The sequence below is a fragment of the Thalassotalea sp. PP2-459 genome (assembly GCF_001913705.1).
In the GTDB taxonomy this organism is placed as follows: Bacteria; Pseudomonadota; Gammaproteobacteria; order Enterobacterales; family Alteromonadaceae; genus Thalassotalea_C; species Thalassotalea_C hakodatensis.
In genome coordinates this window covers 39082-62784 of record NZ_MKQD01000012.1, presented here as the reverse complement: position 1 = coordinate 62784, position 23703 = coordinate 39082, and the positions used below count along the sequence as shown (strand labels likewise).

Sequence of the window (23703 nt, the reverse complement as noted above, 5' to 3'; positions counted from 1 at the left end):
TTTAACAAGGACGCTACAAGGATGTAGCTTATTAGAGAACGCAGGAGCACGTTCTCCTGAATAACCATTCTTTGCAATCAATGCCTTGCCTCTATCCCTTTTATTTCTCGCTGAATGACCGAATATTTATGCGAATTGGTATTATTGTATATTGGTAGGCCTATTTTAGCTGTCTATCAGTATATCAAGTTCATTAATCATTATTCGCATAGCGGAGAAAAATTTATTAGAATATTTGTTTTTTCAATAGTGTGATTTTCTATGTCTTTTCCTCCTTGTCCTCGTTGTACCTCAGAATATGTATATCAAGATCAAAACAATTTAATATGCCCAGAGTGTGCTTATGAATGGAATCCTTCTGAGCAGGCAGATGAAGACACTATTAAAGTGAAAGATGCAAATGGCACTTTGTTAAGTGAAGGCGATAAAATCACAGCAATAAAAGATTTAAAAATTAAAGGCAGTTCACAAGTGATAAAAATTGGCACTAAAGCTACCATTAAACAGATTAAAGATGCTAAAGATCATCAATTAGACTGTAAGGTCGACGGTGCCGGTGAAATGATGATAACTGCTAAGTTTGTTAAAAAGGCATAGCCCGTAAGTTGTTAGCATGAAATATTTTGCCTAGCGGCAAAGTGTTAAAAAAACGAGATTGATTAATAGAGATATGTAGATGTGCTAAATGTTTCTAGCTTGTTTTTATTTTTACTCTTGATTATGTGAGTATTGTACATTCACGACGCAATGATGACGTTAAGATGTCGTATTGATGACGTATCAAATAAAAGGCTTTCCTTCGATAATTATTTCAATATTTAGCGCGGAGGAACAGTAATGGAAATGAAATTAGATAACGTAAAACTAAAACAATACAGAGAAGCAAAAGCTTGGAGCCAATCTCATCTTGCCGAGGTTAGTGGTATTAGTTTAAGAACAATTCAGCGTATTGAAAAATCAGGTGTAGCCTCACCTGAGTCGGTTAAATCTTTATGTGCTACTTTTGATGTGCAACTAAATGAACTGTTAATGTGCAATGAACATCAAGAGCGAGTAGTACCATTTTCTTTAGCGACAATAAAATATAAAGTGGCTAAAACGGATATAAAAGCAACGCTTGTTTCATTTTGTATTGCATTCATTATAGCTTTTGTATTAACGAAGTAGGCACCAGTAATTCTATTGATATCGCTTTGAATTATACGATGTATCAATGCAGTAGGTATTAAAAGCATCATGGCTGCTGACAGTAAAGTTTAAAGAGTTATCAATCATGAAAAGGGTTTATACCAACGAACATAGTTTTCTTGTAACTAGAATGAAAGATCTCATTAGTGCCCAAGGTATCGTTGTATTTCTAAAGAATGAATATGCTCAAGGTGCTATGGGAGAAATAGCGCCATTAGATTGCTGGCCTGAACTCTGGGTGGTCAATGATGAAGATTATGAACGGGCGATTGGGCTCGTCAACGTGAACCAAAAGAATAAACATGCTGATGATTGGATCTGTAATAACTGCACAGAAAAAAATGACGCATCGTTTGATATTTGTTGGAATTGCCAACAAGAAAGTTTATAACACTGAGCTTAACAAACAATAATAATGGTTATGTAGGAGGGAAAAATGAAGTTTCTTAATTTCAAAGAAAAAATGGTGGTTTGTGTGTGTTGGCTAGCCACTTTATTGATGTGCGGCTCAGGCGTATATCAATTTACTCAGGACAGTTTATCAGCGCTGGAGCTAACCAATATTATCGGTGTTAGCTTAATGTTTTTTGGTCTTGGCTTAGCCCCCAAAATATTTTTTACGCCAATAAAACAGTTGTTTTCTACCACATATAAATTAGAGGCCTTAGTGAATGATAAACTACAGCAAGGCATTGTTATTAGCGGTCTTTCAATCTCGATGTTTGCGTTGTTTGCACAGATAATGTGATCAATACGTTGTCTTTAATTAACGAAACTAAGGTCTGTTATATTACTATGATGCAGTGAGATGATTGAAGCATTAGCACCAATAAATGAGCGTATTGCTCAGCAAATCCATCGTACTTTTCAGCGCTCTTATTTGATAGAGGCGCAATTAATTGGCGTCAGTGATTTTCCTCCGCTACAGCGTTCTATTGAAGATATTGCCCATTCTAAAACGTTATTTTATGGCTTTTTTGATAATAGTAACCTTGCGGCTGTTATTGAAGTTAGCTTTGCTAACAAACATTTAGCCATTGAAAGTTTAGTGGTTGATCCTGATCATTTTAGAAAAGGCATCGCTGGTAAATTACTGACGTTTATTCTAGCGCATTTTAGCTATCGCTCGGTAAGCGTGGAAACGGCTGTAGTGAATATTCCTGCGATAACGTTATATCAAAAGTTTGGCTTTGAAGAGCGTAAACGTTTTACGCCATCACATGGCATTGAAAAAATTGCCATGGCGTTAGCAGCACCTTAAACATCTGCGCTGTTATTACCTTGCTTTTGTAACGTTGCCTGTATTACATAACGCCATTGAGTATTAGGCGATAATGAATCAAATGGGTAGCAGGTGATTAAGGTCAGGGTGTCGTTATTGCTTGCAGCGGTAACGCTCATGTCTTGTTCGTGTACGATGCTAATATCGATGATTTGATAGGTAAACTTACCCCTGAGTGTTTCTACGGTTAAAGTATCATTAAAAGTCAGGTGTTCAAGTTGTGCAAAATGGGTATCACGATGACCGGCTATGACAGTATTACCCACCTCCCCTGGTAGCGGTGTGCTACTCATATGTCCAGGGCCAAAGGCTAGCGTTCTTCCTGTCACGCCTGCTAACAAGTAATAACGTTTTTTTTGCAAGGATATTTTAGCAACTGGATAAGTATCCGCCCATGACCACGGTGGCTGTTGTTTACCTGTTGATAATGTTGCGGTCCAAGCGTTTGCAATTAACCATTGTGCAAATATTGCTTTAGCGTGTATGTACATACTTGACGCAAAAAATAAAGTACTAATGAAACAGCAGGTAACAATTATTGCTTTGTGTTTGTTCATGGTTAGTGATTTCATCGGCGCGTGTTATTCAGTAAGGTGACACCCAAGGCGAGAGCTAAAAAGAATAAGGCTATCAATGCTTGTAATAAAGCGGGTGTTGCTGTTTGTGGCAGCATACCTTGTTGGCCTTTAGGTCGTTGGTTTTTGATGACTCGGTCTGAGCTTGGTACCTTTACAGATGGTGTTATATCTATTGCAATTAAGCTTGTCATTTCACTGACTAAATGGTGTTCCATCGCAGTCTCTAAAATTTGTTCATTGATTATGGCTGCATCTTTACCTTTATATTTATCTCTAGAAAGTTGGGCAATTTTCCGACGTGCCCATAAGGTAGATAAACCTGATTGTTGCCCACTGTGTTGTAGCGTAAGCGTTTGCTGCCAGTCTTGCTGGCGTAATACACCTGAAATGAGCATTTTATCTGGAGTTTGCTCGCTAAAGTAGCTGATCATGACAGGTTCCCCTTGATATAAATCAGGTAAATGACGAGGGTACATGTCTGCATCTTGACTCATTTTAGCGGTTAGGTTAGCTAATACTGGCTGTTTAAGTTTGCCAAAAAGTTGCTTCATTTTAGCTTGCACCGTGTTTACAGAATTTACATAGGTATAGGTTCCTTTACCCATCAAGGCTGCTTCAGTCATAAAGTAACTGTTAGGTGCAGAACCTATTCCTACGGTGAAAAGTCGGCTTTGATTTAAATGATTGTTGATATAGGTAAATAATTCGGCTTCATTACCTACTGCGCCATCAGTAATAAAAATAACTTGCCGTATTCTAGCTGGGTTGGGCCTTTGGTGGCCTAACGAAAGTTGCAGTGCCGACAGTATTTCGGTGCCCCCATTCGCATTTAATTGTTCAATATATTGCATGGCAGAATTTTTATATGCACGATTGGCGGGCATGGAATGTTGAAATACTTTATTGGCGGTACTGTTAAATGCTATGACATTAAAAGTATCAGTGGCTGCAAGATCTGAAATAGCCCATGCAAGTGCGTTTTTAGCTTGTTTAATTGAAGTGCCTGCCATAGAGCCAGAGGTATCAATTACGAAAACGACTTCTCGATTTAGCGGTGTAGCATTGTCGGTAAGTTGTGGCGGCATAAGCATTATCATACCGTAGTGACCATTTTCTGTTGTTTGGCTAAAATGCGCTGCTGTTGGTTGATGAGTAGGTTTTGCTTGCCATTGAAGTACGAAATCTTGGTTTGCAATCATATCTTGCTCTAGTTGCACTTTATATTGGCTAGATGTCACTTTATTCGTGATGATAGGATGTTGTTCGCTTTCAATGTTATTAAGTTCGAAACCGCTATTGAGAGTGATGTTCATGGCAACTTTATGCATGGGCGGTGCAGCTTCTTCTTGTGCATCAACAGTATTGTTATTGAAAGTTGGCTGAGTGATCCCCCAACCACTTTCATCAATAGATTTTTGTTCGCTGTTTAAAGGGGAAGCGGGTAAGTAGCGTTGGGTAACAGTAGTAGGAAATCGCAAGCTAAACATATTGTTTTCAAACGTTATCGCTTGTTGGTATTCAATAGTGACCTTTATTGTGTCACCGGGGCCTATGTTTGCAACATGATTGGTAAACAGGTTTGAGCGATTTTGTACTAATAGACTGGCTTTTTTCCCGTCAGATTTTGCTTGTTGATATAATTTTCTGGCTTTTTGTTTAGGCTGAATTTTTCCAACGATTGTGCGATGGCCAATGTCCATCGTTAAATGATCAACCGCAGCATTTTCGGGTAATGGAAAAACATAAATTCCGTTGACCCAATCATTTGTTGAGTTGGTAAATTGTTGCGTTACCACAGCCCGAGCAATAAGCCCTGTAACCGTAATATCTACCTTGGTATCTAATAAAGGTGAAAGCAAATACCCATGTTTGTTTTCTTGTTGTAGAAAAAAGCTTCCTTGTTGTACTTGCCCATATTGTTCTACTTGTAATAGTGGCTTGCTAGATGAAACTGTTTTATATGACAGATCAACATTAAATTGGCTCGTGGTCTCGGAATGTTTACCATTAAGATAAAATGAGGCGCTAAGCGCTATTGTGAGTATGACAAGTGTAATAATCAGTCGGGTATGCGTGTTCATGAGGTCCTCCATGTTTAATAGGTTGTATTAAACATGAAAGAAGTGGCTTATTTAGGGGAGAAAAAGGGCAATGTGATGAACAATTATGGCAAAAAAATGTAAAGGTATCGTTGCCGGCTTTTGTAGAGAGGCGCTTGTTTTATTTGATTAAAAATTTGCGCTGAGGCAGTTATCTACCTCAGCTTAACGTATTGGTGATTAGAATAAGTAGGTGACACTTGCGCGTATTGTTCGTGGTTCTATTGGATGAAAATGAACATCTTCTTCGCCTGTCTCGCTTTCTCCGGGTAAACGACTTTCATATAAATAATCAATATCATGATCATTACTGTCGAATAGATTTAATACTGAGACATTGAATTTCCAATCGGATAATAAGTATTGCGCATTCATATTCACAACACTGAATGTGTCTGATTGGTTGTGGTTGAAACTATCAAGTGTACGTTTACCAAAGTGTCTTAAACGCACGCTTGTGTTGAAGCTGTCATTGATGTGCCAACTTATACCTACACTTGCAACAAAAGGGAGTGAACCGTCAATGTAATTTCCTTCGCCAACGTCGTCTTCGGTAAAGCGTGATTTTGTCCATGCAAGTTCAACATCAGCGACAATTTCTGACGAAAGCCAATATAGCCCAGAAAATTCAGCACCATAACGCTTAGAAGCACGACTAGCTTCTGTATTACCGGCATCGCCAACAAACACTAGTTCAGAATCATTCTCTAACCACCAAAGTGAAAGAGAGGCGTTGTAGTTTTCATATTCTGCCACTCTTACTCCTACTTCTGCGCCTTGACCTTGCACCAGTAAATCTACGGTTTCTGCCGCTTCATTCGTTACAGGGTCAATACTTATTGTTGCCCCGCGAGCATCATTAGAGTGAAATGATTGTCCCCAGTTAGCGTAGGTTTGCCATTGTTCGTTAAATTGGTAACTCAGACCCGCTTTGAAATTGGTAATGCTGTCGCTGTTATCGCCACTATTTATCGTTAAGTCGCTGTTTACGTCTACATTCATGTAATCATGACGCACGCCTGCATTAACTGACAAGTTGTCGTTGATATCAGCATTGACTTGATAAAAGCCACTAACGGAATATTGTTCGACGGAATCAGTTCGTACAGTGGATAACCTTTTTCTGGCATTGGTTTTGTAAAGACCGACTTCGTTAATGTCATCAAATCTTACATCAAGACCTACACTATGGTGTATGTGAGTATTACCTTGTTGCTGATTAAAGAGTTTGACTACACTAGCACCAAATATTTTTCTATCGTCAACTTGCTCAAATTGGTCGCCATTGTTTTGATCGTCTAGAAAATACGTAAAATTGGAATAGAGGTTTAATGAGCTTTCAATAGCATATGCAGAAAGAGCCCATTGCTGGTTACGCCAATTCATTGAGAAACTATAGCGATCAGACTCACCACCTAAAGTATCGTCAATTGAGCCTAACTCATCAATTAACTGATTTTTGACAGCTCGAGTGGGGATTTGATCCGCAGCATTCCAGCTATTTTGGTAACCTAAAAATGTCAGGCTTAACGTACCATCAAGTATGTTTTGATGGTAACGAAGCATGACATTCTTTTTATTTATGTTTTCATCGATATCAGTCCAAGGGCCATCATACTGTTGCCATTCTGCACCAATAGCAAGGTTACCGTCGGTTGTTTTGATGTTTTGACCAATAACGCCTCGACGGTAGCTATCTTGGCCTAATTCTACTGTAACGAATGGGTTAATAAAGTCAGACTTTAACGCGAAATATGCTGATCCTGCGGTAGAAAAGTCGCCTTGTGCTGTTTGATATGGTCCTTTTTGGTAATGAATACTTTCAATGAATTCAGGGGTGATAAAATTTAAATCCGCATAACCTTGGCCATGACCATGTGTGCGCATATTAATGGGCATACCATCAATATAGGTACTGAAATCGGTACCGTGATCAAGGTTAAAACCTCGTAAGAAGTATTGATTGGCTTTACCAGAACCACTATGTTGAGTAACAACCATGCCGGGTACAAATTCTAATATTTCACCTGAGCGTAAAATAGGACGCCGTTCAATATCACCATAGCCAACCAAACCTTCTGAAGCTGACATGGTTTCGCCAATTAAGTTGGCTCGCTTACCCAAGACCACAAAGTGTTCGAGCCCTGAAACGTCTGCTAACACGTGAGTTGAAAGTGCCATTATAGAAATAGCAGAGAGTTGTTTTTTCATTTGAGATTACCGTGCAAAAAAAGGAGAATAGGAGACTGAAATGTTAGTGTGATAACATATCAAAACCCCACTAAGAAATTAACTCTTTGACGACAAGCCGTATGGTTTTTGTGTTATTTAGCAGGTCAACGCATAAAATGATTACTGACAGCTGTATATATGACTGTAAAGGAGAGGGCTTAAGTTACTTAGCCAAACAAAATCGCTTTCGTATGGTTGTGCCGCACCTCTCGTTGTTTAAACTGCCTCTTAAGGATAATATCATGAGGCCTTTTGTTGGTGTATTAGCGCCCCTAGACGGAGTTTCTCAGAACATTATTCAAATTGACCAACCTGATAACTACCAACATCTGCACCAAATGCTAAGGTAATTCTATTCCAGTTATTGATACTGCAGACCACAATACAGAGATCAACGATGGTTTTATCGTCAAAATTATTTCGCATCGTTTCAAGTAATGTTGAGCAATGTTCGTGAGAGTCTATTGTTGTTATTGCTTCACTCCACGCTAAGGCTGCACGCTCTTTTGCGGTGTAAAACGGTGAGTCTTTCCACGCAGTCAAACCAAAAATACGTTGTTCACTTTCTCCGTTAGCTCGTGCATCTTTAGTGTGCATATCAATACAGTAAGCACAGCGATTAAGTTGAGATACACGTATTTTTATTAGCTCTATCACTGTCTTACTAATATGCGGACTGGCATCTTTTGACGTTAAATATTGCTCTAGCCCAAGTTGTGCGGCTATTGCTTTTGGCGCGATTTGATAATAATGTAATTGTACTGGCATTGCCTTTTCCTTTATGTTGTAAAGATGAAAATCATAAGGCATGCGTGAGAATTAAGATTGTAAATTTTCGACATGTTTAGCAGTTTGTCGTTGAATTTGTGTCAATGTTTATCTTTGTTATACTGCTATGACTTAATTCACTTCACCTAATGTTATGACAACATTTAACAGGTCTCATTTTCAACGTTTTGCACCAACCTCTCAGTTAGCAAATTTAGTGCAATGCTATTGGCATGTAACATATGGGGAAGGGCAGTTAGCTATTGCCGATGAATATATGCACCCAGAAGGTGGCAGTGGTATTATTTTTAATTGTGCCGATCCAATCAAGATTGGCAATTTTTTGTTAAAGCAAGGCTGTACTATTGTTGGTCCTAACCGTAAATCTGTGCATTTTACCGGGCTGGGTAGAGTAGAAGCATTTGGTATTCGTTTTCACCCTGGAGCCGGACATCAGTTCTTTGGTTTACCGTTGACGGAGATTGAAAATACAACAATTGTACCTGATGATATTTCATTAACGAGATTATGTGATCACTTAATGAATGAGCTTATGATGAGTGCTTCGGTTGAGCAATGGATCACTGCTATTGAATATCATTTGTTTTCTCACCTTCTAACCATACAAAAACAAAATAAGTCATTGTCAGGTAAATTAGATAATCGGTTAGCGTTTGCGATAAACTGGATTGATGTGAATAATGGCTTGAAACCCATTTCTGCCTTAAATGATGAATTATGTTTAGGTCAACGTCAGCTTGATCGATTGTTTAAACAACACATGGGATTGGCGCCAAAGCAGTATAGCCGGCTTAGACAAAATCATTACGCGAGATATTTATTAAAAACGCAGCTGTTTGATCTGAGCCTTACTGATATTGGGTACTTGGCAGGATTCTATGATCAAGCACACTTTAATCATCAATTTAGAGAGGTTATTGGCATAACCCCTGGTCAATACAGAGATAAAATAATTGCTAAAAGCCGTCTTTACGCGACTAGAGCGTGTTGATCTTTCATGTTTACTTTTGCCGCAATTTGTTTGGTATTTATACAAGGCAACACTTTCGCTGTGTAGTTATTCTACTCCAGTCAAGCGTTAACACAATAGAAATGCCAAACAGATACAGCCCGAAGGGTTCAACTAAACACCTCCTGCTCTTTGTTACTTGAATTAACCATAGAATGACTATGCAATAATCCAAGTGCCGCGATCAGAAGGCGTTTAATTTGAACAAAACTTAAACAGCAAAGATCAACACGCTCTAATATCAATTGAAATAAATAATGGGTTACTTAGCGAGAGTTAATAGGGTTAGAAGCAAGGCATTGATTGCAAAGAATGGTCGCTCAGGAGAACGTGCTCCTGCGTTCTCTAATAAGCTAGATTACTGTAGCGTTCTTGTTAAAATCAATAACACAGCCTATTAGCCTTTTAAACTCGCCCTTGGGAACTCAGTTCCCTGATAATTTCTCTAAATAATCAAACCATAGAGTGACTGTGTTTACATTATTTAGCGTGTTTTAAGCGTGCTAATGAAGTGCTAAGTTGATCAAATCTTTAATTCAATTGGTATAATTATTGATGATGTAAGAAATCAATGAAATAAAAATGACTCAAGTGTTAGAAGATTACGCTATTTACTGTATTCAAATACTCAGGGCTGCTACGCTAATGTAGTACTTGTGTAGTTGCTGAACGTTTAAAAGTAATCATTCTAATCTTTTTAGGAGTGTTAATGTTGTTAAAATACCGTGCTGCCATCGTTGCTGTTGCTACATTATTTCTGTGTATATTGATTGTGTTTTTTTATTATAGCCAACAAAAAGATGAGCCATTACCGCCGATGACGGTAAAAGAAAAAAAAGCGAGATTTATTGCTCTCATTTTGCCTGCTGTTGATACCGTTTACGCTAAGCTACAGATGCGCTATGAAGATATTAAAACGATGATTGATAATGGGCAAAGTCATGATCGCATCGAAAAGCTCAAAGAAGAATACAAGGTTACTTCCGATGAAGCATTACTTACCGCGTTAAAGCCGCATCCAAAAAGTATTGCCATTGCGCAGGCGGCAATGGAAAGTTCATGGGCTACCTCCCGTTTTTTTCGCAAAGCGAACAATGTATTTGGAGTATGGTCGTTTAATGAAGACGAACCTCGTATAGCTGCATTGCAAAAACGCGGAGATAAAACCATCTGGGTAAAGAAATATTCAACCATTGAAGAGGCCGTTTTTGATTATTATCGCACGCTTGGCAGAGGTCGTGCATTTAGTGAATTTAGACAGTTAAATGCGACTACCGATGATCCACTTGCCTTAGTGACTAAGTTAGATCAATATTCAGAAAAAGGCAGCGAATATGGTGAAGAACTCGCCGACATTATTGAATATAATAACTTTGATCGTTTCGATGAACATTAATGATGATTTACTGTTGATCATATTTTAGCTGTTTTGGCTTTAACACTATAGGCAGCGAGCTAAGCTTCCACTATTTCTTTATCGCAACACACCGTGTCAATGAAGCCCACGTTGATAACAATTTCTCGTGAAAATGATCTTTAAACAGTTTTACCGCGTATGTTGGGTATAACTTGTTGTATAAGCTGAAAATGAAAAATAACGTTTTAACGATATTCTATGATGGCTATTGTCCGCTTTGCTGCGCTGAAATGAACCAATTAAAGCAATGTGATAAAAACAATGTGATTGAGTTAGTGAATTTACGCCATGACAACTTTTCATTAAATTACCCGCACATTAACACAAAGGTTGCTTTACGGGTTTTACACGGTGAATACCAAGGTAAAGTTTTGCAGGCATTAGACGTAACTTATCAAGCATGGAGGATGGTTGGAAAAGGGATTTATGTTGCACCACTTAAGTTCCCAGCGATAAAACAAATCGCTAATGTTAGTTATTTGGTTATAGCAAAATATCGACAACCTATCTCTTCATTTCTGCATCGTTACTTAGGAATAGGAAAAGCACATTGTGAAAATGGAACCTGTTACCCCACAAGCCGTATTAATTGTTGGCGCGAATAGTGAAATTGCTAAAGCAATAGCAAAGCTGTATATAAAGCAATCACCGCACCAGTTGATATTGATATCGAGAAATTTACAGTACTATCAAAGCGACCTTTATTATGATGCTAAATTAATTGAAGTAGAACAGTATAGAGAGAGTGATATACAAGCTGTAGTGGCGACACTAGGAAATTATGCGATCAAGCGTATATTTATTTGTCATGGCTTTTTACACAACGATCAATACACACCTGAAAAAAGGCTTGAAGATTTTTCATCTGAAAGCTTTGCCCAAGTGAGCTTAGTCAATACAATTACGCCCATGTTATGGCTTAAACATTTAACCGTTATTCTCAGCGGAAACATAGACTGTAAAATTGTTTTTTTTAGTGCTAGGGTAGGTAGTATAGGTGATAATAAACGAGGTGGTTGGTATAGCTATCGCAGCGCTAAAGCCGCGCTAAATATGCTTTTAAAATCAGCAGCGATCGAGTTAAAACGCCGAGCAAAAAATATAAAAATTATAGCCTTTCACCCTGGAACAACCGATTCTCCTTTGTCTAAACCTTTTCAAAAAAATGTGCCAAAAGGGAAGTTGTTTACGAGTATGTTTGTCGCACAACAATTGCTAACCATTATTGATGACTTAGCAATTGATGGCGAGTTAAGTTATCTGGATTGGCAAGGTGAGACTATTATCTGGTAGCTTATTGTTTGTGAATAACTGTTTAGTTAGTGATTGTAGTCTGATAATCGCCAACTCACTATTTCCAACCAATTTTCCATTGCGAGCTGTCTTTTAGTTCACGCCAATCAATCATATATTCATTGTGATTAATCACTGCTTGTATCACGCATTCAACCACGCGTTGATCTTCATCAAAACTGATGCTGACTACGCTAAAGTGTTTCTCTTTATTGTTAATATGTGTTTTAGTCCACTTGCTATGCAGTAACGATTTCGGTGCAATTTTATTCATGGGCGTCTAACTCGTAACGTTCGATTATACGATGAAATTTTTCGAGGGTTTGTTTGTCTTGATAATCAAAATTAAATCGATTGTGAAAGTATATGGTCATGACTAAATCTTTGTAACCCAAAAAACATGTATAGCCGTCAAGATCATGCCATGCGGATAAATTTTCAAGCCAATACTTGCCATCTTTATGCTCACCATGACTAATAATGTGATTAAAAACAAGTAGGTGTTTATTTAGTTTCATAGAGCCTCGTATTTACGTGCATAGAAGTAAAGCGTTAACGTTGTTTTATCATCAAACAACGTTAAAGGTAAGCCGTTTGATTAATGATAATTTATACCTGTTGAATAATACGGTTTTATACTCTTTTTGGATTATTAAAAAGAAAGTATTTATTTTTTTAAGGTTAACGATGTGTTTACTTACCACCAGAGGGCAGTAAATCGAGGAAAGGTTAGGGGAAGCCCCCTAACCTAAAAGAGATATCTAGGGTTTTAAAGTGTACTTAGCGGCTTTATCTTTAGCTGGAATGCTATTGATAATGAATTCTCGTACATCTTGATTTGATTGTTTTAAATCCTCATAACGTAGGTACATCATATGACCACTGCGATATCCTTTAAAAGACAGTCTATCTTTCATCTGACCGCTAGGGTCTAGCTGCCACATGGTGTACTTTGCGTCAAAATAATTTGTTGCGCCATCATAATAGCCTGATTGCACCATAACGTTTAAGTATGGATTTTGAGCCATTGCTTGACGTAAATTTTCACCGGAATTGTTGTTTGTTCTATCCCATGGGTGTACGTCGCCAAACATCGCGTATTTTAAATCTGTTTTATAGCCTAGCTCTTCTCGCAAATAATAATTTATTGCTGGCGTAAAGCTGTGTAACCATGAGGTTAATTCAGCACTATAGTCGGGGCGACTACCGCTGGCTTTTTTATCAATACCCAAGTAGCGTGAGTCTAAACGGCCAATCGTTTGCTTTTTATCTCGTAATAATGCTTTCCAGAAATAAGATGGGTTGATGTCCATATTATTATTAAGCACTTCTTCTACCGTTAAGCCTGAATATTTGGCAACTTGTTGCGCGATGTTTTGTTTCTCATTTGCGTCGATAAAGCCACCTTTGGCGAGTGCTGGAATATAATGGTTAATGGTAAATTGTTCAACTTCTGGCAAAAGTTCAAGTAAGTCTTTTTGTTGTAGCTCATTTGGTAATGCTTTGTGATACCAAGCAGCAGCGGCAAAGTATGGTAATCGATTTGCTGCTTTAACGGGACCGTCACGCTTGATACCAATGCCAGTCGGAGACACTAGAATTACGCCATTTAAATACATCCATTGGCGATTTTGTAATTCAAGCGCTAAACCTGAAACTCGGGTTGTACCGTAACTTTCACCAATGAGATATTTAGGTGAGCGCCAACGATTATTGCGACTAACAAACGTTTCAACCCATTGTGCTAAATATTTAATGTCTGCATTGACGCCAAAAAAAATTGATTTTTGTTTGTCGCGACTAGGTAACTTACCTTCATCGTTTGGTAAAACGCGAGAGAAGCCTGTATTTACAGGGTTAACAAACACAATATCCGCAACATCGAGTACCGAATAAGGGTTAGTTTTAACACCATAAGGCTGCAACGGATAACCTTCGTTATCAACATTTAATACTTTTGGGCCAGTATAAGCGACATGCATCCACACAGAAGCTGAGCCAGGGCCACCATTAAAAGAAATTAATAATGGGCGTGATGCCTGATCTTTTATATCACTGCGTTGATAGTAAGTATAAAACAGACTAGCCGTTGGATTGCCGTCTTTATCCCACACAGGCTGAGTGCCTGTTGTTGCAGTATAAGCGACTTTCTTACCGTTAATCTTTGTGCTGTGCTTGGTGACAACTACGTTGTCAGCCTCAAGTTGATTTTTTGAGGTGTTTTTTGCTTGTACAGGTTGTACTAAAAATAGTATCAACGATAAAACAGTTAATAAACGAACGTTCACAATGTGTCCTTATTGTTTTGATATGATATCAGCATACACAATCACTCATTTTTAACTATATTAATTAGTCAAATTGCGCAGTAATTGAGGCGAATAACAGAATGGCCATATGCTATTGTATGTATTGATCATTTATTCGTTAAGTAAGGCTTTAGCTTATCAATGGTAAGATGTTAATCTAGTAGGAACATCACTGGTACAATTGCCCTATGCGTAAAACAGATAAAAAAATTGAAAACCAACTTCGTATCGGTTTAACCGATGTTTGTAATAAAGCGTTAATAGATATTCATGGTTTTATGTGGTTAACGCATACCGTGAACTATGCTAATTTTCCACACAGCTTACAGATTGTTTGTGTGTTTGATACCAATGATAACTTGCAGAGTTATCAAGGTTCAGCGCAAAGTAAGTCACTAGAATCGCGTATTGAGATTGAGCTTATTAATCTTGGTATTAAGGTAAAAAACATCACTAAACATATATCATTCGATACAGAACAATCGTGTGAAGCTCAACATGGCGGCAATTGGGCGATTAGGTTAGCAAAACAATAACAAGTTAGGTGAGTTGATAATGAAGGAAGGCTAATGATGGAACAAAAGGTAAAAGATAAATTTGATTGGTACCCTGACGATATTTATACATTACTTATTGAAGTTCGCACAATGATTTTACAATTGGCATCAACGTTAGATTTAGAGGAAGTGACCGAGTCACTTAAATGGGGAGAGCCTAGTTATTCAGTGAAGTCAGGTAGCCCAATTCGAATGGATTGGAAAGAAAAAATACCAGAAAATTATTTCCTTTTTTTTAATTGCAATACTACATTAGTTGCAACTTTTCGTGAGCTATATCCTGATGAACTTGAGTTTCAAGGTAACCGGGCGATTGTTCTAAGTCGTTCATCACCTTTACCTAAAAACGTTATTTCTCATTGTCTTACATTAGCTTTAACTTATCAGCAGATAAAGCACCTTCCGTTATTGGGTCAATAGTAATTTTTACCTTTTAGTTAGCGTTAAGCGCGTTTTCCATACGTGACTAGCGCTGCACCGCCCAATACTAATAGTGAGGCGATAAACAGTTTTATCGTAATAGCGTCATTAACAAAAATAACGCCACCGATAGCTGCAACAATAGGCACAAGCAGTTGTACCACACCCGCTTGAATAGAAGTAAAGGAAGGTAATATGTTATACCAAAGTGCATAACCTATTGCTGAGGTAACAGCCCCCGAAATAATGGCTAAAATAATACCTTGAAAACTTAATGAAACTTCGGTGGTGATCAGGAACATAGAAACCAAAATAAGTGGAATAGTACAAGTAAAGTTTGCTGTTGTATTTTGAATAGGTGCTAGACCATCTAAGCCAGATTGCGTATATATTCCCCAAGTTATCCCTGAAATTGTCATCAATATTAAGCCGATTAATGACGGTTGTCCTAATTCGTCTGCCATTAAATAAACAAAGCCAATGAAGGCAATTAACAACCCTAACCATTCTAATAAACTAATTTTATGTCCTTTAATAAAAGAAAATAACACTAAAGTCACTTGAACAGCGCCAAAAAGTACAACAGCACCAATGCCTGTTTCTACCGTTAAGTAACCGTAAGAAAGGGTGATTGCGTATAAATATAAACTGATGCCACCTAACCAATTGTTTTTATTTACTGTTAATTTTGCTGGTTTATGGGTGAAAAGAAAAATTAACCACAGGGCGAATACGCCAGCAACAAGTCTAATATTGGTGTAGCTTGCTGGGTCAATATAGCCTTCTTTTACTGCGAGTCGGCATAACACTGAGTTTCCAGCAAAAGCTATTAAGGTTAATAATGTTAATGATACTAACGATAACAGAGATTTTTGCGATGAGTGTTTATGTCTTCTTTGTTTACCGTGGTTGCTATTCATGTATGAGGCTTTTGAGTAGAGCATATTATCAGCAGGCTATGTTAACGCATTTCGTCGCTTGTGTGTAACCCAAAACAATTACGTTACAAGGCTATATGTAACGTAATTGCTATCTTGGCTGCGGTAATATGATTGAGGTATTGATGATGTTAATTTTTTTTCAATTTAGAAATTTCGTCAGACAACTCGTTAACGAGTTGTTGATTCTTAGCGACCACTTGGTTTATTTCATCTGCACTGGTGCTGGCTTTTTGTGCTAAGTTTCTGACTTCATCTGCAACAACTGAAAACCCTCGTCCAGCATCGCCAGCTCGAGCCGCTTCAATTGCAGCATTTAACGCAAGTAGGTTCGTTTGTTCAGCAATGGCGTTAATAGTCTCTACCATTTTTGAAATGCTATTGCCTGAACTAATCAAACCATTTGTGACATCTTCACTTTTATTGACAACTTGCCGTCTATTGCTCACATCGTTTGCAAACATCACATATTTTCGAATATCGCCGTGTACGTCTTTAATAACGGCAAAAGTGGCGGCTAGGCCTATCATTTGGTTACTGCCTGATATCGCTAAATCAAATTCTTTAATTATTGTGTTGTCATCAGCAAGCTTTGTTAATTCATCAAGGTTGATTAAGGTATCTAAATTGGCTAGGCTTGCTCGCTCGTTTTCTTTACTGATGTTGGCAAATTTTTGTAGTAGATGATTGCTACTGAGCAGGCTTTTGCTTGCATCCCACTCAACAAAGAGAAGTGACTGACAAATAACATTGAACCGTGTTTCAAACTCTAATGCGGTTGTTTTTACTTTATCAATGTTGGCTAAAATGGCCATAAAACCGGTATGAGTATTATTTTCGTCTAAAATAGGGTTGCTGGTTACCGAAACCCAACTAGGATTGTCGTATTTGTCATGTACCTGAATTTCATCATAAAAGGCATTAGGTGCCTCGAGTTCCGCTGTTATTCTGGCCAATGTTGATTCGTCAGTGTAGTTGCCTGTAATTAATTCTCTAACCGTATGACCCAGTGCTTCTTTTTCTGAATAGCCTAACATTTGTGTAAAGCCTTCATTTGCATATTTTATTCGTCTGTCTTTATCCGTAATGAGTACAGCGTTACTGGTTTGATTCGCGACAACAGACAACATTGAGAATTCTTTTCGCTGTTCAACTTGTGCTGAAATATCACTAGCAAATTTTACTATTTTAATCACATTGCCAGAAGGATCTAATATTGGATTATAGGTTGCATGGATCCATACGGGGTCATTATGTTTGGTAAACCGTTGGTATTCTGCCGTTTGTATATTGCCATTACGTAATGAGTCCCAAAATTGGGTGTAACTTGATGAATTTGCTTCATTCGGATCAACAAAAATACGGTGATGCTTACCTTTGATTTCGGATAACTGGTATCCCATTAATGATAAGAAGTTTTCATTGGCATCAACAATTTCGCCGGTTAACGTAAATTCAATGACGGCTTGGGCTTTATGGATTGCATTAATTTGTGATTGGTTACTCGCATTCCTCATGACTTGCTCGGTAATATCTGAAGCAAATTTAATGATACGTTGTACTTTATTTTGATGGACGATTGGTGTGTAAGATGCTTGGATCCATACTTCTTTTTTAGATTTAGTAATACGTTTGAATTGATCTGTTTGCGATTTTCCTTGTCGCAGTTGTTGCCAAAACTGTTGATACTCACTACTCTGCGCGGTTTCTTGATCAATAAACATTGAATGGTGTTTATTAATTACTTCTTGTTTTTGATAGCCCATTAGTGTGAGAAAGTTATTATTTGCGTTTTTAATCTTTCCTTGTAAATCAAATTCAATGACTGCTTGGCATTTGTTTATGGCGGTAACAACATCATCATTTTGGTTTTTTAAAAAACTTAACACGTTTCGTATCTCAATCGGTCCCTGGTAAATATTAGTATAATAAACTTTTTAAAATCTGCTACTTAGCAGGTAAATTAGTTTCTAACTCCTTTGAACCCTGCTGTTTACACTACTGTTATTGTATTTTGCATGGATGGAATAATTTTAAAATAGTACCTTGTACTACAAAGTAAGTGTGTTATAGTTGTTTACTATGTAGTACAAGGTGTCGTGCTGTGCATAATACCTTGTACTCGGCGTGTGAATAGGAATATTAACAGTGAAAGATATAGTAGAACAAAAGAATGAAAAGTGGGATGTGCAGCTACGCAAAGGTACGCTCGAGCTAGTGATACTTGCGGCACTTAAGGCGCGAGAATTGTATGGGTTAGAGCTACTTAAACTATTGCATGGCTATGAAACGATGCAAATAACAGAAGGGACGCTTTATCCATTACTCGATCGTTTAAAACGCGATGGTGTAATACAAGCTACATGGCACCAAGAGGGAGATACGCGCCCGAGAAAATATTATCACTTAACGACTCAAGGCGAAGAAAAGCTAACTGCTTTAGCCAGTCGATGGCGTCAGTCAGTACAAGATATTGAGTCATTAATTGCACAACCTACTTTTGTAAATAAAGCGCAAGGAAAATAATATGTCTGAACGAGAATTGATTAACCAATATTTAAAGTCGTTATCTATTTATTTATCGCGGTTAGATAAAAGTGACGCAAACGATGTGATCCGCGAAATTGAAAGCCACCTTTATGATGCACTTGAATTACAACAGCAACAAGGTAAGCCTTCAAATGCACAAGTGATCCTTGACGGTTTTGGTGAACCCAGGCTTTTAGCTCAGCAATATGTTGAACACGTAGTAAATGGGGCACCACCACCAGAAGGTTTTAACGCGATACAAAAAGTAAAGCGGGGTGTGACAAAAAGCTTATTTTATACAATGGCCTTTGTTGGCTATGGTATTTCATTATTTTTAATCGTTGTTGGCTTGTGCAAATTAGTGATGCCTGAAGCGGTTGGCGTTTGGTCAGCTTCACAAGGTAATAGTATTACGATTACTATTTCAGAGCATAACTTTCCGCAGTCGCAAGAGGTGTTTGGTTATTGGCTTATTCCCATCGCGTTATTATCTGGTGGTTTTATCGCGGGTTTAACCACGAAAATTTTAGCAGCGTTAAAACGAATAATCACCTAACTACTGCTCTTAAGAAAAATATTTACGGGTCTGTTGATCACAGAGTAATGACTCTGTGATGCGGGTAAGTCGTGTCTGAAATTTACAATTTGGGGATTAAAAATAATCTTCGAACAAAGGAGTTTATATGTTCAATGTACTAAAAACGAATCTTAAACATTTTTTTATCACCTTCATTCTTGTGTTTTCACTGGTTGTAGCGATTGGTATATATCACGGAGCTGAAGCACATTTTAACGAAAATCGTCTGGCTTATACGCTGGATAAGGAAGGGCCTCATATTTTTATTGATGAGCAAACTCTGACGGTAAATTATGTTAGAGGAAGCAAAGAATCTGGCGGTTTTTATCGTGATAGCCAACAATATTCTGTCAATGAGGATATTAAAGCAATGGCATATTTCCCTTTAGAACAGCAGGAAATTCCAATTACGATAAACTCTCGTATTGAAGTACCACCAACTACCTATCAAGATAACAAACCAATGTTAGCAATTTCAGATATAGAAGGGGGTTATAAGGCGTTTCGTGATTTTTTGATTATTCACGGTGTTATTGATAGCTCTTTAACATGGACATTTGGCCAAGGGCATTTAGTGTTGGTAGGTGATTTCGTTGATCGCGGAAACTCGGTAACACAAGTTTTGTGGCTAATTTATAAATTAGAGCAAGAAGCGAAAAAGCAGGGTGGGCATGTACATTATATTCTAGGTAATCATGAAATAAAAAATTTACAGGCTAACTTCTATAGCGCATCACAAAAATATCTTTATATTGCTGCAATGTTAGGCAAAACACAGGCAGAGCTTTATGATGAAAGTTCGTTTATTGGTAAATGGCTTGCTAGTAAAAATAGCATAGAAAAAATTAATGGTTATTTGTTTGTTCATGGTGGCATACATCCTAAGTTGAGTGAATTTGATTATGATTTAGACCAGATAAATCAAATAGTCAGATCACATTATCGAAAACCTTTTCTTACGCGTTTAAATGCAGACGATGATGACTTTTTAGTGTCTAATAAAACGGGACCTTCTTGGTATCGAGGGTATTTTAAAGATGATTTAACGCAGCAAGAGGTGCAGCAAGGGTTAGATAAGTTTTCAGCAACAGCGGTGATCGTTGGCCACACGATTCAATGGCAAGTTCAAAAACTATATCGAGGTAAAGTTGTGGCAATTGATGTAAGGCATCCAAGCGATTATGAAACACACTTTCCATCTAGAAGTTCAGAAGGTCTGTTAATCAAAGATAGTTTATTTTATCGTTTATTAGCTGATGGTAGTAAAAAAGAACTTTAATACAAATGGTTAGTAGGGTTGTATTTTGAACATGGTCATTTACAATCCTATTAATTGATAACATTTATCGTTTTGAATAAATCGGTCAATGGGCATAATAGTCTTTCGTTATAAAGGTTTGGTCGTGTGATGGTAAGTACGATGCAAAAAAAGCATCAATGGGCGAATGCGTTTCTATGCATAGCAACATTTGTCGCATTGCAATTAATAAAGCCTATGACATTGATGACTATTTATCGAGAAGTGTATCAATTTAACCCTACACTTTATAGCGACTGGGCCTTGTATAAATTGGTATGGTCAACCATTCAGTCTGGCGCCATGAATGCACAAGTGACGATAGGAATATTGCTAGGTGAGCTAATGATGTTATTACCCGTTTACTTATTATACCGCTTTCTTTTTTCTGCTAACAAGCAACAGTCAACACCTTAATTTAGCCATTGATATACTTCGATGGCATTCCAACCAATTAAAAATGCAATGGCATAACTTAATAACGTACCCAATAACATATATTCTGTGAGCTTCATATCATGGTTTTTCGTGAGGTCGCCAAAGCGAAATATGGTTTTCGTAGCCACTAAAAAGCCAATACCAATAAATTGCCCGGTAAACATAAATGAAATCGCCAAACAGCGTTCAAGATAACCTATCCAAGCACCAGCTGAAATAAGTCCTGTGTTATTACTCTGAGCATTTTTATTGGTTTCTAATAATGTTTCCGTATGTCTTTTTAGCGCTAAAGAAATAATGATGGAAGCGGGTTTACATGCTACTAAATAGGCCATAACAATAATAATATTGGCTGCGGTTAATTGCTCTGTCGCAAATTGTAGCAACTGTAATAAAGTTATCTCATTTAAATAAGCTGAAATTAAACCAATAATGGCGAGGTGAATACCTTGGTCAAGTAAGAAATACCCGAGTGTATTTGGTCGGTATGACTTCCACAGATCAACGATAGCATGAGAAAGCGTAATGACGATGATGGCTATAATCGCTGGCATGAACGCTATGTTAAGGATGAAAAGAGCAAGCGTGTTTAATAGCGTATGTACTAAGCAATGCTTTTTAAGCCCGTTAGAGGCATAATGGTGCTGATTACGACAAGAAATCCAGTGTGTGGGTTGTAAATAAAAATCACCAATGAAGTGTGCCGTAAGTAATAAAAGCAATATTTCCATTATGTAAATTCCTTGTATTGTAAAACCTCTCGATGAATAAACTGCATGTAATCTCTGACAAGGTGCCCGCCAATATTCGCTAATCTGTTACTGATGTTTTGTCGTGAGGTGTTTGTTATTTTGGCTAGTTTCCTATGTTCAGTAAAGTCACTTTCAATGTATTGATACAATAGAACCGCTTGGGTTTTTGTTAATTTATTGAGCAAGTGGCTCAAAAATGTTGTGAGTAACTTTAATTGAGCTGTTGATGTAGTTTGTTCAACACTTAGCGATAAATCACCTTTAGGTGTTTTTGCTAACATTCTTCCAGATGCAATATAAACAGGGCCTGAAGAAGTATTGGGCTTGTCTTTATAGTTTTCATAACTGCCGTATGCCAAAGACAGTGTACATTGTATTGGTTTATCTACGTATTGAGCGATATGCAATGCAAGTTTGATTAATAGGGTACTTTTTAATGCATAAATAGGCTCAGGGTAATGTATTTGGAACTCATCGCCACGATATATTTCACCACTAGCTTGATAGGTTTTTTGTGACTCTATCAGTAAATCGTTTAAATGGTCTACAACTTGAGTATAAATCGACGTAGACATTTTACTTGAATTTACTAGGTCACCGGTCAGTACTGCGATCATTTACTACCTCACTTTGCCTATAAGGCAACTATATTGAGTTGCATGGTTGTTTGCAACTATATTTGATTGCCTATTGGTTTGCAACCAAATATAGTTGCTATTTAAAGCGTTATAATGACAAAACTAAACATTTAAAAGCATGGGAAGTGTTTTTATTTTTAAGATTTTGGTTTAGAATGATCGTTCATTCTAAGTTTAAGGTAAAACCATGCAACGAATTAGAACTCTTTTTTATGTTTTTTCGGTTGTTGTAACAACAGCCCTCTTTACAGGTTGTGGGCAAGAAGAACAGGCCCAATCAAATGCCGGCACAGTACAAGCAATACCTGTTGGTGTTGTTACCTTGAACAGTAAAACTGTCACGCTTACCAAAGAATTGCCTGGTCGTGTTGTGGCTTCGCAAATCGCTGAAATACGTCCGCAAGTAAACGGTATTATACAAAATAGGCTCTTTATCGAAGGTGCAGAAGTTGAAAAAGGGCAAGCACTCTATCAAATTGAATCTGCACTTTTTGAAGCACAAGTTGCCACAAGTGAAGCGGCAATTAAAAAAGCTGAGGCTAATATCGCGAATACTAAAGCAAGATTGCAGCGTTATAAAAACTTGCTGAATACTAAAGCGGTAAGTCAGCAAGAATACGACGAAGCCGATGCAGCTTTCAAAAGCGCTAATGCTGATTTATTAACCACAAAAGCACAGCTTAAAACGGCGCAAATTAATTTAAATTATAGCAAGGTGCTATCGCCCATCCGTGGCCAAATTGGCAAGTCTACTGTAACGGCAGGTGCTTTAGTAAATGCAAATCAATCTGTCGCATTAGCGACGGTTACTCAACTTGACCCTATTTATGTTGATTTAACACAATCAAGTAATGAATTGACACGGTTAAAGCAAGCGATTGCTAGCGGAAAATTATCCCGTGATGCTGATTTACACTCTTCAGTCGAGTTGTTATTAGAAGATGGTAGTACTTATGCGCATACGGGTACGTTAAAATTTTCAGAAGTCACCGTAGATCCTAGCACTGGCTCTGTCTCTTTACGTGCGGAATTCCCAAACCCAGATAAATTATTATTGCCGGGTATGTACGTGCGAGCTGTTATTGTTGAAGGAGTAAAGCAAAATGCGATATTGGCACCACAACGTGGTATTAGCCGAAATGCAAAAGGTCAACCTACCGCGCTCGTTGTGAGTAAAGAAAATACCGTTGAGCCACGTGTGTTAGTAGTAGATAGAACAATGGGGTCGAAATGGTTAGTCAGTGAAGGCTTGTCAGACGGTGATAAAGTTATTGTAGAAGGTTTACAGAAAGTACGTAGTGGTGCCCCTGTCAAACCTGTTCCAGCACAATCATCAAACAGCGCACCTTAGCGGAGAAGTA

27 protein-coding genes and 1 pseudogene are annotated in these 23703 nt (G+C 37.8%); 16 read left to right on the top strand and 12 right to left on the bottom strand.

The genetic code is table 11. From position 1 onward, the window contains the following. Nucleotides 1-261: 261 nt before the first annotated feature. The 5 genes from BI291_RS01430 to BI291_RS01410 all read left to right on the top strand — a co-directional run bounded on the left by BI291_RS01430 (nt 262) and on the right by BI291_RS01410 (nt 2449). Nucleotides 262-597, top strand: coding sequence for a zinc ribbon domain-containing protein YjdM (locus BI291_RS01430; RefSeq protein WP_074495725.1), 336 nt, complete (start codon nt 262-264; stop codon nt 595-597). A gap of 240 nt (nt 598-837) precedes the next feature. Then, nucleotides 838-1167 (top strand): helix-turn-helix transcriptional regulator, encoded by a 330-nt coding sequence (locus tag BI291_RS01425; protein ID WP_074495718.1) that lies wholly within the window; start codon nt 838-840, stop codon nt 1165-1167. Between the two features lie 106 nt (nt 1168-1273). Next, nucleotides 1274-1579 (top strand): DUF2007 domain-containing protein, encoded by a 306-nt coding sequence (locus BI291_RS01420; protein ID WP_074495716.1) that lies wholly within the window; start codon nt 1274-1276, stop codon nt 1577-1579. A 45-nt stretch (nt 1580-1624) separates the two neighbouring features. Next, nucleotides 1625-1936: a hypothetical protein gene (locus tag BI291_RS01415; RefSeq protein ID WP_074495710.1), complete on the top strand. Its 312-nt coding sequence runs from the start codon at nt 1625-1627 to the stop codon at nt 1934-1936. Between the two features lie 60 nt (nt 1937-1996). After that, on the top strand, nt 1997-2449 hold the full coding sequence (locus BI291_RS01410) for an N-acetyltransferase (protein ID WP_074495708.1): 453 nt from the start codon (nt 1997-1999) through the stop codon (nt 2447-2449). On the opposite strand, the gene BI291_RS01405 is transcribed toward BI291_RS01410, so the two are convergent. From BI291_RS01405 to BI291_RS01390, 4 genes are all read right to left on the bottom strand, one after another. Beyond that, the gene (locus BI291_RS01405) at nt 2446-3027 is read right to left on the bottom strand and encodes a class GN sortase (RefSeq protein ID WP_074495738.1); all 582 of its coding nucleotides are present in this window, start codon (nt 3025-3027) and stop codon (nt 2446-2448) included. The genes BI291_RS01410 and BI291_RS01405 overlap by 4 nt on opposite strands. 11 nt (nt 3028-3038) lie before the next feature. Beyond that, nucleotides 3039-5129: a marine proteobacterial sortase target protein gene (locus BI291_RS01400; protein ID WP_074495705.1), complete on the bottom strand. Its 2091-nt coding sequence runs from the start codon at nt 5127-5129 to the stop codon at nt 3039-3041. 198 nt (nt 5130-5327) lie between these two features. Continuing rightward, complete coding sequence (locus BI291_RS01395; RefSeq protein WP_074495703.1) at nt 5328-7358, bottom strand: TonB-dependent receptor; 2031 nt, start codon at nt 7356-7358, stop codon at nt 5328-5330. Between the two features lie 315 nt (nt 7359-7673). Beyond that, complete coding sequence (locus BI291_RS01390) at nt 7674-8147, bottom strand: carboxymuconolactone decarboxylase family protein (protein WP_074495700.1); 474 nt, start codon at nt 8145-8147, stop codon at nt 7674-7676. A gap of 154 nt (nt 8148-8301) precedes the next feature. Here BI291_RS01390 and BI291_RS01385 point away from each other — a divergent pair, with 154 nt between their 5' ends. The 4 genes from BI291_RS01385 (at nt 8302) to BI291_RS01370 (ending at nt 11887) form a co-directional block, all read left to right on the top strand. Beyond that, nucleotides 8302-9159, top strand: a complete 858-nt coding sequence (locus BI291_RS01385; protein ID WP_074495697.1) for a helix-turn-helix domain-containing protein — start codon at nt 8302-8304, stop codon at nt 9157-9159. A 727-nt stretch (nt 9160-9886) separates the two neighbouring features. Next, the gene (locus tag BI291_RS01380; protein ID WP_074495695.1) at nt 9887-10573 is read left to right on the top strand and encodes a glucosaminidase domain-containing protein; all 687 of its coding nucleotides are present in this window, start codon (nt 9887-9889) and stop codon (nt 10571-10573) included. A 191-nt stretch (nt 10574-10764) separates the two neighbouring features. Further along, a complete protein-coding gene (locus BI291_RS01375; protein ID WP_074495693.1) occupies nt 10765-11199 on the top strand; it encodes a thiol-disulfide oxidoreductase DCC family protein in 435 nt (144 codons plus the stop codon). Continuing rightward, complete coding sequence (locus BI291_RS01370) at nt 11153-11887, top strand: SDR family NAD(P)-dependent oxidoreductase (protein ID WP_074495690.1); 735 nt, start codon at nt 11153-11155, stop codon at nt 11885-11887. The genes BI291_RS01375 and BI291_RS01370 overlap by 47 nt, the downstream gene beginning before the upstream one ends. A 58-nt stretch (nt 11888-11945) precedes the next feature. On the opposite strand, the gene BI291_RS01365 is transcribed toward BI291_RS01370, so the two are convergent. From BI291_RS01365 to BI291_RS01355, 3 genes are all read right to left on the bottom strand, one after another. After that, complete coding sequence (locus BI291_RS01365) at nt 11946-12161, bottom strand: TIGR02450 family Trp-rich protein (RefSeq protein ID WP_074495687.1); 216 nt, start codon at nt 12159-12161, stop codon at nt 11946-11948. Further along, nucleotides 12154-12405, bottom strand: coding sequence for a DUF3081 family protein (locus BI291_RS01360; RefSeq protein WP_074495685.1), 252 nt, complete (start codon nt 12403-12405; stop codon nt 12154-12156). Before BI291_RS01360 ends, BI291_RS01365 begins: the two co-directional genes overlap by 8 nt. Before the next feature lie 243 nt (nt 12406-12648). Continuing rightward, nucleotides 12649-14145, bottom strand: a complete 1497-nt coding sequence (locus tag BI291_RS01355) for a S10 family peptidase (protein WP_074495735.1) — start codon at nt 14143-14145, stop codon at nt 12649-12651. 239 nt (nt 14146-14384) lie between these two features. Between BI291_RS01355 and BI291_RS01350 the strand changes: the two genes are divergently transcribed. Further along, nucleotides 14385-14732, top strand: a complete 348-nt coding sequence (locus BI291_RS01350) for a Fis family transcriptional regulator (RefSeq protein WP_074495682.1) — start codon at nt 14385-14387, stop codon at nt 14730-14732. Nucleotides 14733-14768: 36 nt separating this feature from the next. Then, complete coding sequence (locus BI291_RS01345; RefSeq protein WP_074495730.1) at nt 14769-15173, top strand: DUF1801 domain-containing protein; 405 nt, start codon at nt 14769-14771, stop codon at nt 15171-15173. A gap of 23 nt (nt 15174-15196) precedes the next feature. Here BI291_RS01345 and BI291_RS01340 read toward each other — a convergent pair whose 3' ends face one another. The 3 genes and pseudogenes from BI291_RS01340 to BI291_RS18520 all read right to left on the bottom strand — a co-directional run. Continuing rightward, the gene (locus tag BI291_RS01340) at nt 15197-16093 is read right to left on the bottom strand and encodes a DMT family transporter (protein ID WP_139302527.1); all 897 of its coding nucleotides are present in this window, start codon (nt 16091-16093) and stop codon (nt 15197-15199) included. 149 nt (nt 16094-16242) lie between these two features. Beyond that, nucleotides 16243-16575, bottom strand: a complete 333-nt coding sequence (locus tag BI291_RS18660; RefSeq protein WP_286272977.1) for a methyl-accepting chemotaxis protein — start codon at nt 16573-16575, stop codon at nt 16243-16245. Nucleotides 16576-16896: 321 nt separating this feature from the next. Further along, nucleotides 16897-18000, bottom strand: a pseudogene (locus BI291_RS18520) (PAS domain-containing protein); the annotation flags it as partial. A gap of 259 nt (nt 18001-18259) precedes the next feature. Between BI291_RS18520 and BI291_RS01330 the strand changes: the two are divergent. The 4 genes from BI291_RS01330 (at nt 18260) to BI291_RS01315 (ending at nt 20931) form a co-directional block, all read left to right on the top strand. Continuing rightward, complete coding sequence (locus BI291_RS01330) at nt 18260-18637, top strand: PadR family transcriptional regulator (RefSeq protein WP_254849498.1); 378 nt, start codon at nt 18260-18262, stop codon at nt 18635-18637. A 1-nt stretch (nt 18638) separates the two neighbouring features. Then, nucleotides 18639-19196 (top strand): hypothetical protein, encoded by a 558-nt coding sequence (locus tag BI291_RS01325; protein WP_074495677.1) that lies wholly within the window; start codon nt 18639-18641, stop codon nt 19194-19196. A gap of 127 nt (nt 19197-19323) precedes the next feature. Further along, nucleotides 19324-20496: a metallophosphoesterase gene (locus BI291_RS01320; RefSeq protein WP_074495674.1), complete on the top strand. Its 1173-nt coding sequence runs from the start codon at nt 19324-19326 to the stop codon at nt 20494-20496. A 141-nt stretch (nt 20497-20637) separates the two neighbouring features. Further along, nucleotides 20638-20931: a hypothetical protein gene (locus tag BI291_RS01315; RefSeq protein WP_074495672.1), complete on the top strand. Its 294-nt coding sequence runs from the start codon at nt 20638-20640 to the stop codon at nt 20929-20931. Here BI291_RS01315 and BI291_RS01310 read toward each other — a convergent pair. Together BI291_RS01310 and BI291_RS01305 are read right to left on the bottom strand one after the other, a co-directional pair. Next, on the bottom strand, nt 20928-21683 hold the full coding sequence (locus BI291_RS01310; RefSeq protein WP_074495671.1) for a DUF3307 domain-containing protein: 756 nt from the start codon (nt 21681-21683) through the stop codon (nt 20928-20930). The genes BI291_RS01315 and BI291_RS01310 overlap by 4 nt on opposite strands. Further along, the gene (locus BI291_RS01305) at nt 21683-22321 is read right to left on the bottom strand and encodes a hypothetical protein (RefSeq protein ID WP_074495670.1); all 639 of its coding nucleotides are present in this window, start codon (nt 22319-22321) and stop codon (nt 21683-21685) included. Before BI291_RS01305 ends, BI291_RS01310 begins: the two co-directional genes overlap by 1 nt. Nucleotides 22322-22529: 208 nt before the next feature. Here BI291_RS01305 and BI291_RS01300 point away from each other — a divergent pair, with 208 nt between their 5' ends. Next, nucleotides 22530-23693 carry an efflux RND transporter periplasmic adaptor subunit gene (locus BI291_RS01300; protein ID WP_074495668.1) on the top strand — a complete coding sequence of 388 codons (1164 nt, stop codon included), beginning with the start codon at nt 22530-22532 and terminating at the stop codon, nt 23691-23693. The last annotated feature ends 10 nt before the right edge of the window (nt 23694-23703 follow it).